Origin of the sequence: Pseudomonas synxantha BG33R (assembly GCF_000263715.2) — a bacterium.
GTDB lineage: Bacteria > Pseudomonadota > Gammaproteobacteria > Pseudomonadales > Pseudomonadaceae > Aquipseudomonas > Aquipseudomonas synxantha_A.
In genome coordinates this window covers 1945331-1958974 of the sequence record NZ_CM001514.1, presented here as the reverse complement: position 1 = coordinate 1958974, position 13644 = coordinate 1945331, and the positions used below count along the sequence as shown (strand labels likewise).

The window sequence follows — 13644 nt, the reverse complement described above, 5'->3', positions numbered from 1 at the left end:
CTCCATGGGCGCAAGCATTCTCACCGCGCGAAACCTTAGCAAAGTGGTTCCCAGCGCGGAAGGTGAACTGACTATCCTGCACGAACTGAGCCTGGAACTGAACAAGGGCGATAGCCTGGCTATCGTCGGCAGCTCCGGTTCCGGCAAATCCACCCTGCTGGGCCTGCTGGCCGGCCTCGACCTGCCCAGCAGCGGCGAAGTCACCCTGGCCGGGCAAGCCTTGAGCACCCTCGACGAAGACCAGCGTGCACGCATCCGTGCCGAACATGTGGGTTTCGTCTTTCAATCCTTCCAACTGCTCGACAGCCTCAATGCACTGGAAAACGTGATGCTGCCGCTGGAACTGGACGGCCGCAAGGACGCCCGCGAACGCGCCCGGCATCTGTTGGAACGCGTGGGCCTGGGCCAGCGCCTGACCCACTCGCCGCGCCAACTGTCCGGTGGCGAGCAGCAACGGGTCGCCATTGCCCGCGCGTTTGCCGCCGAACCGGACGTGCTGTTTGCCGACGAACCCACCGGCAACCTCGACAGCCATACCGGCGAGCGCATCAGCGACCTGCTGTTCGAGCTCAATAAAGAGAGCGGCACGACCCTGGTACTGGTCACCCATGACGAGCGCCTGGCCCACCGTTGCCGACGCCTGATCCGCCTTGAAGCCGGCCTGATGGTCGCGCCCCTGGAGCCTTGATGGCACGTTTGCCGCTGTTGCGCCTGTTCAGCCTTGCCATGCGCCAGTTACTGCGCGACGCCCGCGCAGGTGAACTGCGCGTGCTGTTCTTTGCCCTGCTGGTGGCCGTGGCGGCCAGCACCGCCATCGGCTACTTCGGCGCGCGCCTCAACGGCGCCATGCTGTTGCGTGCCACCGAGTTCCTCGGCGCCGACCTGGTGCTCGAAGGCAGCTCACCTGCCCGCCCCGAGCAAATCAGGTCCGGGGCCGAACTGGGCCTGGATCACGCCCGCATCGTGGAGTTCTCCAGCGTTATCGCCACGGACAATGGCATTCAGCTTTCCAGTATCAAGGCCGTCAACGAGCAGTACCCCTTGCGCGGCGAGTTGAAAAGCAGCGCCGAACCCTTCGGTACGCAAACGCCGGGCGGCGGCCCCAAACCCGGTGAAGCCTGGGTGGAAGCAAGGCTGCTGACTGCGCTGGACCTGAAAGTCGGCGACAGCATCGACGTCGGCATGAAGACCCTGCGCCTGGCGCGTATCCTGACGTATGAGCCCGACCGGGCCGGCAACTTCTACAGCCTCACGCCCAGGGTGATGATCAACCTGACCGACCTGGACGCCACCGGTGTAGTCCAGCCAGGCAGCCGTGTGAGTTACCGCGAACTGTGGCGTGCCCCGCAAGGCAGCAAGGCGCTGCAAACCTATCGCGACCTGATCAAGCCGGGCCTCGCTGCGAACCAGCGACTGCAGGATTCGCGCGATGGCAACCAGCAGATCGGCGGCGCCCTGGGCAAGGCCGAGCGCTACCTGAACATGGCCAGCCTGGTGGCGGTGCTGCTGGCCGGCGTGGCCGTGGCACTGTCGGCCAACCGCTTCGCCAGTCGTCGTTTCGATGCCAGCGCGTTGTTGCGCTGCCTGGGATTGTCACGACGTGAAGCCATGTTGCTGTTCAGCCTGCAACTGAGCGTACTGGGCTTGCTGGCAAGCCTGGTCGGCGCCCTGCTCGGCTGGCTGGCGCAATTTGGATTGTTCTATTTCCTGCACGACCTGCTGCCCGCCGATGTGCCGCCGGGCGGATTGCTGCCGGCCGTCGCGGGGATCGGCACCGGGCTGGTCGCCCTCGCAGGCTTCGCCCTCCCACCATTGGCGGCGCTGGGGCGCGTACCGCCGCTGCGGGTATTGCGCCGCGATTTGCTGCCCATCCCCTCAAGCACCTGGATGGTCTACGGCGCGGCGCTGTTTGCCTTGGGCCTGATCATGTGGCGCCTGAGCCTGGACCTGGTATTGACCTTCGCTTTGCTGGGCGGCGGCGTGGTCGCGGCATTGATCCTTGGCGGCTTGTTGCTGCTGATGTTGCAAAGCCTGCGACGCCTATTGGCTCGCGCCTCCTTGCCCTGGCGCCTGGGCCTGGGCCAATTGCTGCGCCACCCGCTGGCGGCGGCAGGCCAATCCCTGGCCTTTGGCCTGATTCTGCTGTCCATGGGATTGATCGCGCTGTTGCGGGGCGAATTGCTCGACACCTGGCAAAATCAACTGCCCAAAGACGCGCCCAACTATTTCGCATTGAATATCCTGCCGGCCGACAAGGACGCCTTTGGCGCCCGCCTCCTGGAAGTACAAGCGCAAGCGGCACCGTTGTATCCGGTAGTGCCGGGGCGATTGATCAGCATCAACGGCGAACCCGTGCAAGAGATTGTCAGCAAGGACTCCAGTGGCGACCGTGCCATTCAACGCGACCTGAGCCTGACCTGGGCTGCCGATTTGCCTCCGGGTAACGCCCTGACGGCGGGCGCCTGGTGGTCGGCGCAACCAAGCGATGAGATTCCTGGCGTGTCGGTGGAAGCCAAGGTGGCCGAGAGCCTGAAACTCAAGCTCAACGACCATTTGCTGTTCACCATCGGCGGGGAAAACCGCGAGGCACGGGTCACCAGCCTGCGGACCATCAACTGGGATAATTTCCAGCCTAACTTCTTCATGATCTTCCAGCCCGGCACCTTGAAAGACTTACCCGCGACCTACCTGACCAGCTTCTACCTGGCACCCGGTCACGACCAACAGATCGTCGATCTTTCACGGGCCTTCCCGGCTGTCACTATCCTGCAGGTCGAGGCGTTGCTGGAGCAGTTGCGCAGCATCCTCGCCCAAGTGACCCTGGCGGTGGAGTACGTGCTGTTGTTTGTGTTGGCGGCGGGGATGGCGGTGTTGTTCTCCGGCTTGCAGGCCACTCTGGACGAACGCATCCGCCAGGGAGCCTTGCTGCGAGCCCTGGGTGCCGAGCGCAAATTGCTGATCAAGGCGCGACGCATCGAGTTCGGCCTGCTGGGTGCCGTCAGTGGCCTGCTTGCGGCATTGGGCACCGAACTGGTGACGTGGGTGCTGTACCGCTACGCCTTTGACCTGGCGTGGCATCCCCACCCGTGGCTGCTACTGCTACCCGTGATCGGGGCCGTGCTGATCGGCGCTGCCGGGGTATTCGGCACGCGTCGCGCACTGAATGCCAGCCCGCTGACCGTATTGCGCGAAGGCTGAGACCTGGCTGGCCCGTGCTCGGTTCAAAGCACGGGCCATTATGCCTGCTTCACATATTCAATCTTGGTGATCCACCAGCACACCTCGCCGCCTGGGGTGTGCACGATTGCCTCATCGTCCACCTCCTTGCGCAGCAGGGCCCGTGCCATGGGTGAGTCGATGGAGATGTAATCCATTCGGTCATAAATCTCGTCATAACCCACGATACGAAAACGCTTGGTGTCACCCTGTTCGTTTTCGATTTCGACCCATGCGCCGAAAAACACCTTGCCCTCCTGCTCGGGCATGTATTCCACCACGCGCATATCTTCCAGGCGTTTACGCAGGTAGCGCACCCGCCGGTCGATCTCCCGCAGCAGTTTCTTGTTGTACTGGTAGTCCGCGTTTTCACTGCGATCGCCCAGCGAGGCCGCCCAAGTCACTTTGCGCGTGGTGTCCGGACGCTTTTCCCGCCACAGGTAATCCAACTCTTTTTTAAGCGCTTCATGGCCTTCTTTGGTAATCAGCTTGGTACTCAAACGCTTGCATCCCCAGGCAGTGTCCAATGGTGCCAAATACGCCAGGCATCATGCCCAGGCGTTGGCTGGCTGGGGGTGATGATAAATGAACCTGGGCGGCGAGCCCATCGGCTTATCCCTGGCCATCCAGGACCTGGTCCAGGCCAAAGAGCGTCCCGTGCAGATGCTGGCGCACTCCTGACAACTGCGACATCATCATCGCCAGCTTTTCCGCCTTTTGGTTGACCTCTGATTGCTGATCCTGCAGTTGAGCATGACGCTGCTCCAGCTCTTGGTGTTTTTCGTCCAATTGGCTTTGCTGCTCTTGCAGCCGTATCTGCCAGTGCTCAAGTTGCTCTTCCTTTTCGAGGACAGCGCGTTTTTTTTGCGTCAGCTCCTGGGCGACCTTGGCGAGATTGCTCAGGGTGCTGTCCATCTCAAGCAAAGACTCTTGCTCCAGCGGCGCAGGCTCCTCAAACGGTGGGACTTCAGGCTGTTCAACCTGAAAAGGCACCTTAACTGCCTCAGCGGGCGCCTCCGGCATCTGCACAAACGATGGCACCGGTTCTTCCACGATATCTTCCACCACAGGCTGTGGCGCAATCCTGGGTGGGGTTGGGTTGCGTGGCGGTGCAACCATTTGCGATGAGAAGCGGATCGACGGCACGATCACCGTACTACTTTCGATGGCAGGCAGCGCAGGGGCTGACATACCCAGGGTAATCACCTTCATCACCAACGCTTTCTTGATGATCACTGAGTGGTGATCCTCGGGTCGGGCAGGCGGCAACCTGCACCCCTTCAGGTCAATGAAATGGAACGGAACCTGGGGCTCGGCAGCCGGTATCGCCTTGGAGCCTGGTGCCGCCGCCAGCGTCAGAACCTGCTTGAAGACCTGCATCGCCACCTGCAAATCCTCCTTCGAATCAACGCCGCCCAGGAAGTAGCGTTCAAGCTTTTTACGCAGAACCGCGATGTAGACCCTGGAATGACCAGGTTCGGCTTCTTCATCGAGGCTATACACAAGAAAGTTCGAAGCCGTTTGGGCGACAGCAAACCCACAGAGCAACGCACCGTTTACAGGTGCCTGCGCATCGCTGCGCTCAAGAACAAGAGTACGTAGAAGCATCATGGCGATCAGGCCTCGTTACAAAAGAGAAAACCTTATATAAACATCAGATAAACATCCGAACATTAATAAGCCCTCCAAACAAAACAATTGTTTCAGCGAATTATCGAGCCGAACGTAGGATTCTTCTTATAAGTCGCGCCGTGCGTTCCCAACCACAACTAATGAACGTACTCTTTTTAAGGCCCTTCCCTATAAAGCGCCGCTTCGCACACGCCCCGAACACTTATTCGGTAACGACATGATCGAGATAAGCAACTTAACAAAACAGCTGGGCAGAACAAGCGCAATTACCAATATTTCCTTCAGTGCGCAGCATCAGGAATGCGTGGGCCTGTTGGGAGAAAGTGGCGCAGGGAAAACGACCTTATTGAACTTGATCGCCGGTACGATCAAACCGACTTCTGGGCAAATCAATATTCTGGGGTTCAATACCCAAACTCATTCACTTCAAGCCAAAAAAGCCATTGGCTATCAACTTCAGGGCGGACTCACCCACCATAGAATGTCGGTCAAAAACATGCTTGATTTTATTGCGGCCATTCGTGGTTTGAGGGGCCTGGAAAAGCGTAGCCAGGTAGAGCAGGTAGCCGCACGGCTGGACCTGATGCCCGTGCTCGACTGCCCCACCGACATACTGTCCCCTGATTTGAAGCGCAGGGTTGCATTGGCCCAGGCTTTAGTCCACTCCCCAAGCCTGCTCCTGCTCGATGAACCCACGCAAGGGCTATGCCCTGATCAACGGCTCAAGTTCAGCGCACTTATCAAGTCCCTGACCGAGGACATGACGGTCATTATCGCCTCCCGCCAGTACCACGAACTGACGGACATGTGCACCCGCGCCCTGGTCATCGCCGGTGGCCGCCTGGCCGCCGATGCTTCGCTGGCGGATCTGCAGCGCAGTTCCCGGCATTTCCAGGCGGTGACCCTGGCATCAGACAGCCCGTTGGATTTACTCGCACTTGCCGTATTACCCGGCGTCGCGGGCATCGAGGAGGACCAACATGCACAGGGCAAGGTGACTGTCCTGGCCATGCCCGGGCACTCCATCTTCCCCTCGATTAACGCGCTTATCGCACATCGCGGCTGGAACATAACGTCTTTGAGCCTGGAGCCGGGTCGCCTGGGCGATGTCGTTCACCATCTGAGCCAGGAGATACCTGCTTGAGACTGCTACCTGTTATTTTCAAGCGTCAACTCGCCAGTTATGCCTGCTCACCAAGCACTTACCTGAGTGTGGCGGTTTTCCTCGTGCTGTGTGCGACATTGGGATTGGACACCCAGCACTGGATGGAGCGAAACAGCAGCGATTTGCAGGTTTTCTTCGAACTGCACCCCTGGCTCTATCTATTGTTGGTCCCCATTTTATCGACGCAGTTGTGGTCGGATGAATACAACAGCAGCTTTTGCGACACGCTGAAATCCTTGCCTGTCACCGCCACTGAACAGGTGGTCGGAAAATTCATCGCAGGCTGGACCGTCTGCGCCATTGCCTTAATGTTTAATTTCCCTTTGGTGATCGCGGCCAACTATCTGGGCACACCGGATAATGCCGTTATCGCGTCACAATTCCTGGCCAGTTGGTTGCTGGCCGGAAGTTATCTCTCGGTGGGCTGCTTCATCTGTGTACTTGCCAAGCAACGCATCATTATTTTCCTGCTCACACTGGGCTTATTGCTGATTGCCAGCGCGCTTTCCTCAATGCTGGATGCACTTGATAGCCAGACACCCATTTGGATTATCGACAGCCTGATGTCCCTTGACCCTATTGCTCGCTTTAGCACGATGGATAATGGCAAACTGACACTGCATGACGGCTTTTACTTTATAAGTATGATCCTGGCTTTTCTCTTTGCGACGACCATCACACTCAACTACAAGAACAGCTGAGAAGGAAAGCCACTGATGGGATCCGCTCTTCGTGCGGGTATGACCTTACTTGTCATATCGCTACTGTTTCTGGCATTCAATCTGGTCTGGGTACCGAAAATACCCAATATCCGCTGGGACTTTTCACACACACAAATCCATACCTTATCGTCATCAACGCGCCAACTGCTGACAACACTTGAAAACCCATTGGACCTGTATTACTTCAATGCCATCAATGCCCCTCAACGGAGCCAGGCAGTGAGTCGTTACGGCCGTCGCGTTGAAGACATGCTCAAGGAAGTCGAAAAGGCGGCCAACGGCATGATCAATCTACATGTCATCAATCCAACGCCTTTTTCAGAAGACGCTTACAAAGCTGGTTTGTTTGGCCTAGATGACACGCAAGGTTTCCTAGGCCTCATTGGCACCCGTGCCGGCCATAGCGCGCAACGCATTGACCTGTTCAGTCCCGAGCATGAGTCATTGCTTGAATATGAAATCAGCCACCTGCTCCACAAACTCATGCACCCTGAACGTCCCACTATCGGCCTGCTGTCGGGACTGGCGCTACACGAACCTGCCGGCGAACTACTGGAGCAGATGCGCGAACAATTCAACGTGGTGGAACTGGCATCGACCATCGCTCAAGTGCCGTCATCGATAAGTACATTGATGGTCGTACAGCCCGGCGCCCTGCCCGAGCAGGCTCTGTATGCCATTGAGCAAGCGGTAATGAGAGGCGCAAGGCTGATGGCCTTTATCGACCCGGTGAGCGAGATAGCTGCGCAAGCCATATCGACCAACGCCAGGCTGGATGCACTGCTCACTGCATGGGGTATACAAATGCCAGCGGACAAGCTGTTGGTCGATAATATTTACGCCTCATCGGCTACGCCCGGCCCCGGAATGCCAAAGGTACTGCACCCGGCCAGGCTGGAACTTCCACGCCAGGCAATGAACCCGACAGACCTGAGCACCTGGAACCTGGATGCCGTGACCGTGTCCAGCAGCGGCGCACTCTCCCTGTCCAACAAAAATCGTACGCTGCTGACCCCCTTGCTACAGAGCTCCCGGCAGTCCGTGCTGCTGGATGCAGGGCGCTTTGCTTCTGCGACCACGTTCGACTCACTCATCGATGAAACCGCCACGACAGGAGAGCGCCACGTGATTGCCGCCCGCGTTGAGGGCCCCGCTTATTCGGTGTTTCCCGACGGCCTCAAGGGCCAGCCACCGGGGATGCAACATGCCGAGCAGATCCAGGTGGTGGTCGTGGCCGACACTGATGTGCTCGCGTACGCTGTCAGCAACGCTCAGCCCAACGGCAACGCGCAATTTGTATTGAATACCCTGGATAACCTGGCGGTTCCGGAGATACTCAGGCGCATCCGACCTCGCGTCATCACCCAGCCACTGCACAGGCTCGAACACATGCGCGAAAAAGCCGCACAGGCTTATCGCAAAAGTGCGGTTGAACTGGAGCGACGGCACGAGCACACAGAGCAAGCATGGCAAAGGCTGAATCCAGGGCACGCACGCCTGGTCACACAGGCCGTGGATACCAACACCCAGTTGCAGGCACTCAACAGGGAGCGCCTGCAATTGCCCATCGAGTTGCATACACTCAAAGCCCAGGCATACGCGCCCTTGCAGCGTTTCGAGCGATACCTTAAAGGGCTGATGATCGCCACGATGCCGTTATTGTTATGCCTGATTGCCTGGGGACTTGCCCTCCACCAGCGTCGACGCCGATCAGCCGCGCCAGCGGTCTATGACTGACGGCTCAACGCCGCGCAATCAACCCCTGGCGGGCAATACGGGTCAGTTGGTGGATCACTTCATGGGCGTCGCCGGCATTGGGCGCCTGGATCACTGCAAGGTCGAAACTATTGCTGGCAAAACGAGCCAGGGATTCGCCGTCCTCGACAAACTGGATCAGGAACGCCGAGGGCCTACCGCCACGGCGTGGCCAGCCGTCCAGATAACGCAGGAGCGTCGGCTGGTGTTTACCACCCAGGAGGATTTTCGGATTGCGTTGAGTCAGGTCCGCGGTAATCGGGGCCAAGCGTATGAGAGGGCGTGGTGCATTCATCGTGTCGTGTCTCTGCCTCAAAAGTCTGCGGGCAGGTGAGAGGCAACACCGAACCAGCGCTTTAGCGGTATTTCGAAGAGCGCCCTGGGAGAGGATACGGACTTCTGTCGGGCTGCATTGAGTCCCAGTGGCGCCCCGCAATTAGCTGTTTAAATCGGCGCATGAGCAGCATCCTAGAGAAGCCGGTGGGGCAGTGTCAAGAATCCCGAGCAACGAAAAGGCCCGCAGATGCGGGCCTTTTCCGGGACATGCAAACAGATCAGTCAGTGATGGCGCGATCAACCGACAGTTTGCCGGCACCTTCGAGCAACACCGCCAGCGCCCCGCCGAGCAAAGCCAGAGCAAACTCATAACCGTTATTGGCCATGAACAAGCCGTTATGGATATGCACCGAGAAGATTGCCACCAGCGTGAGGAAGGTCAGGCCCAATGCCGCCGGGCGAGCGAGCAAACCAATGATCAGGGCCAGGCCGGCAAAAAACTCGGTACCACCCGACAACACTGCCATCAGGGTACCCGGCGTCAGGCCGAGGCTTTCCATGAATTGGGCAGTACCCGCCAGGCCGCCGCCGCCAAACCAGCCGAACAGTTTTTGCGAACCGTGAGCGGCAAAGATGATGCCGACGAAGATGCGCAGGACAGTCAGGCCGTAACCGGCGCGGGTAGACAGGACGCGTGTAATCATTGGGCTCATTTAAGTAAATCCTTTTCCAGGTAGGGGTTGGTTGGCCGCTATATTAATCAGTTTAAGCAATGATAAAAGCGCAAATATTGCCTAATTAATATCGATAAAGTTGATTATTTTCGTGAGACCATTTTTGCTGCAGGCGGCTCCAGGGACTCTCGCTCCCGGTCGAACGCCAAGTAATACTTGTTGACGCTATTAACATAGCTGACGCCGCCCATCCCCACCTGCTCCATGGCGATGCGTTCAACCTGGAAGAACCATTGATTGGGGTTCAGCCCGCGGCGCCTGGCCTCGGTGCGCATCCCCTGGACCCGCTCCGGGCCCATGTTGTAGGCCGCCAGCACAAAAGCCATGCGCTCGCGCTCGTTGAGCTTGGGGCTGGAGAAAAATTTACGCCGGATCAACGCCAGGTAACGTGCGCCAGCTTGCACATTGCTATCGAGACTCTCGATGTTGTTGACCCCCACCCGCTGCGCCGCCGAAGGCGTGATTTGCATCAGGCCGGTCGGGCCGCCGCTATTGCGTGCGCCTGGGTCCAGGGAGGACTCCTTGAACGCCAACGCCGCCAGGTTCAGCCAGTCCATCCCTTGCTCGCGCGCATGTTTTTGCAGGACCGGGCGCAGTTTTTCCAGACGCTGACGGTCGGCGCGCGCCAGCGGGTTGCGCACCTGATAGAGGCGTCGGTAGATACGCTGGAACGCCACGTCCTGATCGGCAGGGGTTCGATAGGTCTTGAGAAATCGGTCAATGCTGGCGCGCAGCATCGAAGCGTCCTGGCGCACGAACCAGAACTCGTCACCCGGTTCGCTGATTACCACCTGCTTGTCAAAGCGCAGCTTGGGCAGGATTTTCGACCAGCGTTCGGCAATCGGTTTTTCAACGATCGTCAGGTGAAAAATCCCGGCCTGCACCATCTCCAGTACATCCTCTACCGCCAGGCTAGGGTCAACCCACTCCACCTTCACCGGCGCTCGTTTGTGCAGCGCCAGTTTCTGATTGACCTGACTGATGGCATCCGCCGCCGCACTGCCGGTGGTCAGCGTCAGCGTGCGACCAGACAGTTGCTCCAACTTGGTAAACCGTCGCTCACCCTTGACGCCAACCAGCCACAACGGCACATCGCTGACAATCGGCTCGCTGGCGCTGATCTTGTGTACGGCCTTCACATCCAGCAACTCGCCGGGCGCCACCAGGTCACCTTCGCCACGGGCCAACGCGCCGAGTAACTGGTCCTTGGCCTTGGGGATGATCTTGAGGTTGATTTCCTGGCCATCGCGGGCGTGACCGTTGAGGTACTGTTCGAAGGCGCGCAACCGATGGTATTCGACGCCGATGGCCTGGCCCTGCACTTCACCGGAGCTGTTGCGGCTCTGGTTGACCAGTACGCGCAGGGTGCGACTGGAGCGAATTTGCGCCAAGTCACGCACCTTGCCAGGCTTGGTGACTTCCAACGGCCCGTCCAGACGTGCGACCGCCGCCATGGGCAGTAGCAACGTCAGGCACAACACAAGCAACGCCGAGGGTCGGATCATCCGCTCTCCGGAAAGAATACTGGCCAGCGCCTTCGCGAATAACAAAGTGCTGGAGGTCAGAAACAGAGCGCTCTATGCGCTGGCAAGGCGCGCAACGGCGACACAGTGACAGGCAACTGGCCAACCACAATGTCGCTTGCGACGTTCAAAGACAGCGATAACGCGTTGTAGTTCTTGGTTTTTCTTATAAATCTACAGCTCTGATATGCTTTCCGGCCGCAGGCGGAGATAGCACCATGCAACTCATTGATATCGGCGTCAACCTGACCAACCCCAGTTTCGACGAGAGGCACCAGGCTGTCCTCGAACGCGCCTACGCCGCTGGCGTGCAGCAATTGGTGCTCACCGGCACCAGCATCGAGGGCAGTGAACAGGCCCTGGAGCTGTGTGCAAAACTTGATGAAAGCGGCCAGCGCTTGTTCAGTACCGCTGGCATCCACCCTCACTCCGCCAGCGACTGGAACGGCGACAGTGCACAGCGCCTGCGTAGCCTGTTGGGAGACAGTCGGGTGCGTGCCGTGGGCGAGTGCGGGCTGGATTTCAACCGCGACTTCTCCCCTCGCCCCCAGCAGGAAAAAGTCCTCGAACACCACCTGGCCCTGGCCGTCGAGCTGAAACTGCCGGTGTTTCTCCACGAGCGCGACGCCAACCAGCGCCTGCTGGAGATCCTCAAAGATTACCGCGACCACCTGCCCGCCGCCGTGGTGCACTGCTTCACCGGTGAAAAAACAGCGCTGTTCAGCTACCTGGACCTGGACTTGCATATCGGCATCACCGGCTGGATCTGCGACGAACGCCGTGGGACGCACCTGCATCCGCTGGTCAGGGAAATTCCCAGGGGCCGCCTGATGCTGGAAAGCGACGCGCCGTACCTGCTGCCGCGCACCCTGCGCCCCAAACCAAAAAACGGTCGCAATGAACCAGCGTACTTGCCCGAAGTCCTGCGCGAAGTGGCCTTGCACCGTCATGAAACCCTCGAAGACCTGGCAATGCACAGCACCGCCTGCGCCCGCCGCTTTTTCGGCTTGCCTGATGTGGATTAATGCCGTGCATTGACGCATGTCAAAAACGTTTTTCTGAGTAGCGGCACAATAATGGCACCTTGCCAATACTGTTTCCGCTATCAGAGAAAACCTTCCATGGGTGCCTGGCTTAGCAATATCTCGCTCAAGTACAAATTCTGGGCCGTCAACGCGGTCGCCTTCATTACCACCCTGCTGCTGGTGCTGTACGCGGTACAGCTTGAGCAACAGGCACGCAGCCAGGCATCCCAGGCTTCGGCCCAGGCTCAGGGGCGGTTGCTCAACGCCTGGCCAGCCGACAAAGCCCTGCCCACCGGCGAGCAATGGCTGGCCTATGCCCAGGGGCAAACCCCACAATTGGGCGAACAGGCTCTTCCAGCCTTGAATACTGCCAGCGGCTGGGTCGAACTCAATCACATGCCGCTGTTGGGCAAAAACCCACTGATAGGCGCCGAGGTGATCGATCGCGTTGACGGTCAACACGTCGCCGTCCTCGCCTACGCACCCAGCCTTGGCCAAGTGTTCAGCGAGCGCTTCGCCAACTATGCCGTCGCCGTGGCAATCCTGATGCTGGCCATGCTCGGCGCCTCACAGCTGTTGATCCGCTTCCTGCTCAGCCAACTCAACACCCTCAAGGACGTGATGCTGCACGTCGAGAAAACCGGCGACCTGTCGGCACGCGTGCCCTTGGCCTGCAAGGACGAAGTCGGCCAGATGGCCAGTGCATTCAACGCCATGCAGGCCGGTTACCAGCGCGTGGTCAACACCGTGGCACGCACCGCCCGGCAACTGGATGACGGTGCCGCACGCCTGGCCAGCAGCATGAACGAGGTGCAGCACGGTATGCTCGGCCAGCAGAGCGAAACCGACCAGGCCGCCACTGCCATCAATGAGATGACCGCCACCGTCCACCATATCGCCCAGCACGCCGGCGCTACCCGCGACCTGTCCCAGACCGCCGACACCCTCGCCGGCAGCGGCCAGGAGGTGGTCACCCGCGTACAGCGTTCAATTGCCGGGCTGTCCAACGGCGTGCAGCAGACCGCCGAAATGATCCAGAAACTGGCCCAGGACAGCCAACAGATCAACGGCGTGGTCGGGGTGATCCACAGCATCGCCGAACAGACCAACCTGCTCGCCCTCAACGCCGCCATCGAAGCCGCCCGCGCCGGGGAAATGGGCCGAGGTTTCGCGGTGGTTGCCGACGAAGTACGCAACCTGGCCAAGCGCGTGCAAAGCTCCACCGACGAAATCACCCGCATGGTCTCGGCATTGCAAGCCGGTACTCGCGATGCGGTGGACTTTATGCAGGAAAGCTCATTCAAGGCCGACGACTGCGTACAACAAGCCCAGGAAGCTGGCGCCGCACTGGCGCAAATCACCGGTGCCGTGGCGCAGATGCGCGAGAGCAATACTCAGATCGCCGTCGCCGCCGAACAGCAAAGCCATGTGGCCGAAGAGATGAACCGCGCCGTGGTGAGTATTCGCGATGTCACCGAAAACACCGTACAGCAGACCATGTCGTCGGCAACCACCAGCAATGAACTGGCGACGTTGGCGGGTGAGTTGAGCAAGGCGATTGGGCAGTTGAAGCTGTAAGACTGTTCTACCTGTAAT

At 59.2% G+C, this 13644-nt stretch carries 12 protein-coding genes; 7 read left to right on the top strand and 5 right to left on the bottom strand.

All coding sequences use genetic code 11. The features are described from left to right. Positions 1 to 4: 4 nt before the first annotated feature. Positions 5 to 688: an ABC transporter ATP-binding protein gene (locus PSEBG33_RS18280; RefSeq protein WP_005786391.1), complete on the top strand. Its 684-nt coding sequence runs from the start codon at positions 5 to 7 to the stop codon at positions 686 to 688. Then, entirely contained in the window at positions 688 to 3198 is a 2511-nt protein-coding gene (locus tag PSEBG33_RS18285) for an ABC transporter permease (RefSeq protein ID WP_005786389.1), read from the top strand. Before PSEBG33_RS18280 ends, PSEBG33_RS18285 begins: the two co-directional genes overlap by 1 nt. A gap of 38 nt (positions 3199 to 3236) precedes the next feature. Here PSEBG33_RS18285 and greB read toward each other — a convergent pair whose 3' ends face one another. Beyond that, on the bottom strand, positions 3237 to 3716 hold the full coding sequence (gene greB, locus PSEBG33_RS18290; RefSeq protein ID WP_005786387.1) for a transcription elongation factor GreB: 480 nt from the start codon (positions 3714 to 3716) through the stop codon (positions 3237 to 3239). Positions 3717 to 3828: 112 nt separating this feature from the next. Next, entirely contained in the window at positions 3829 to 4827 is a 999-nt protein-coding gene (locus PSEBG33_RS18295; protein WP_005786385.1) for a hypothetical protein, read from the bottom strand. Between the two features lie 238 nt (positions 4828 to 5065). Here PSEBG33_RS18295 and PSEBG33_RS18300 point away from each other — a divergent pair, with 238 nt between their 5' ends. The 3 genes from PSEBG33_RS18300 to PSEBG33_RS18310 are packed head-to-tail and all read left to right on the top strand — an operon-like array spanning position 5066 to position 8472. Then, on the top strand, positions 5066 to 5992 hold the full coding sequence (locus PSEBG33_RS18300; protein WP_005786383.1) for an ABC transporter ATP-binding protein: 927 nt from the start codon (positions 5066 to 5068) through the stop codon (positions 5990 to 5992). Beyond that, positions 5989 to 6714 carry an ABC transporter permease gene (locus tag PSEBG33_RS18305; RefSeq protein ID WP_005786382.1) on the top strand — a complete coding sequence of 242 codons (726 nt, stop codon included), beginning with the start codon at positions 5989 to 5991 and terminating at the stop codon, positions 6712 to 6714. Before PSEBG33_RS18300 ends, PSEBG33_RS18305 begins: the two co-directional genes overlap by 4 nt. 15 nt (positions 6715 to 6729) lie before the next feature. Then, positions 6730 to 8472 (top strand): Gldg family protein, encoded by a 1743-nt coding sequence (locus PSEBG33_RS18310; RefSeq protein WP_005786379.1) that lies wholly within the window; start codon positions 6730 to 6732, stop codon positions 8470 to 8472. A gap of 4 nt (positions 8473 to 8476) precedes the next feature. On the opposite strand, the gene PSEBG33_RS18315 is transcribed toward PSEBG33_RS18310, so the two are convergent. From PSEBG33_RS18315 to PSEBG33_RS18325, 3 genes are all read right to left on the bottom strand, one after another. Further along, positions 8477 to 8785: a hypothetical protein gene (locus PSEBG33_RS18315; protein WP_032803384.1), complete on the bottom strand. Its 309-nt coding sequence runs from the start codon at positions 8783 to 8785 to the stop codon at positions 8477 to 8479. Positions 8786 to 9044: 259 nt separating this feature from the next. After that, positions 9045 to 9479: a DoxX family protein gene (locus PSEBG33_RS18320; RefSeq protein WP_005786375.1), complete on the bottom strand. Its 435-nt coding sequence runs from the start codon at positions 9477 to 9479 to the stop codon at positions 9045 to 9047. A gap of 104 nt (positions 9480 to 9583) precedes the next feature. Beyond that, a complete protein-coding gene (locus PSEBG33_RS18325) occupies positions 9584 to 11005 on the bottom strand; it encodes a transglycosylase SLT domain-containing protein (RefSeq protein ID WP_005786373.1) in 1422 nt (473 codons plus the stop codon). 236 nt (positions 11006 to 11241) lie between these two features. Here PSEBG33_RS18325 and PSEBG33_RS18330 point away from each other — a divergent pair, with 236 nt between their 5' ends. Both PSEBG33_RS18330 and PSEBG33_RS18335 read left to right on the top strand, forming a co-directional pair. Beyond that, positions 11242 to 12048: a TatD family hydrolase gene (locus PSEBG33_RS18330; protein ID WP_005786371.1), complete on the top strand. Its 807-nt coding sequence runs from the start codon at positions 11242 to 11244 to the stop codon at positions 12046 to 12048. A gap of 96 nt (positions 12049 to 12144) precedes the next feature. Then, positions 12145 to 13626, top strand: coding sequence for a methyl-accepting chemotaxis protein (locus PSEBG33_RS18335; RefSeq protein WP_005786369.1), 1482 nt, complete (start codon positions 12145 to 12147; stop codon positions 13624 to 13626). Positions 13627 to 13644: the final 18 nt, after the last annotated feature.

What these genes read in the sequence shown, in the direction of transcription:
- PSEBG33_RS18280 (WP_005786391.1), top strand. Translation starts at nt 5, where the DNA reads ATGGGCGCAAGCATTCTCACCGCGCGAAACCTTAGCAAAGTGGTTCCC.
- PSEBG33_RS18285 (WP_005786389.1), top strand. Translation starts at nt 688, where the DNA reads ATGGCACGTTTGCCGCTGTTGCGCCTGTTCAGCCTTGCCATGCGCCAG.
- PSEBG33_RS18295 (WP_005786385.1), bottom strand. Translation starts at nt 4,827, where the DNA reads ATGATGCTTCTACGTACTCTTGTTCTTGAGCGCAGCGATGCGCAGGCA.
- PSEBG33_RS18300 (WP_005786383.1), top strand. Translation starts at nt 5,066, where the DNA reads ATGATCGAGATAAGCAACTTAACAAAACAGCTGGGCAGAACAAGCGCA.
- PSEBG33_RS18310 (WP_005786379.1), top strand. Translation starts at nt 6,730, where the DNA reads ATGGGATCCGCTCTTCGTGCGGGTATGACCTTACTTGTCATATCGCTA.
- PSEBG33_RS18315 (WP_032803384.1), bottom strand. Translation starts at nt 8,785, where the DNA reads ATGAATGCACCACGCCCTCTCATACGCTTGGCCCCGATTACCGCGGAC.
- PSEBG33_RS18320 (WP_005786375.1), bottom strand. Translation starts at nt 9,479, where the DNA reads ATGAGCCCAATGATTACACGCGTCCTGTCTACCCGCGCCGGTTACGGC.
- PSEBG33_RS18325 (WP_005786373.1), bottom strand. Translation starts at nt 11,005, where the DNA reads ATGATCCGACCCTCGGCGTTGCTTGTGTTGTGCCTGACGTTGCTACTG.
- PSEBG33_RS18330 (WP_005786371.1), top strand. Translation starts at nt 11,242, where the DNA reads ATGCAACTCATTGATATCGGCGTCAACCTGACCAACCCCAGTTTCGAC.
- PSEBG33_RS18335 (WP_005786369.1), top strand. Translation starts at nt 12,145, where the DNA reads ATGGGTGCCTGGCTTAGCAATATCTCGCTCAAGTACAAATTCTGGGCC.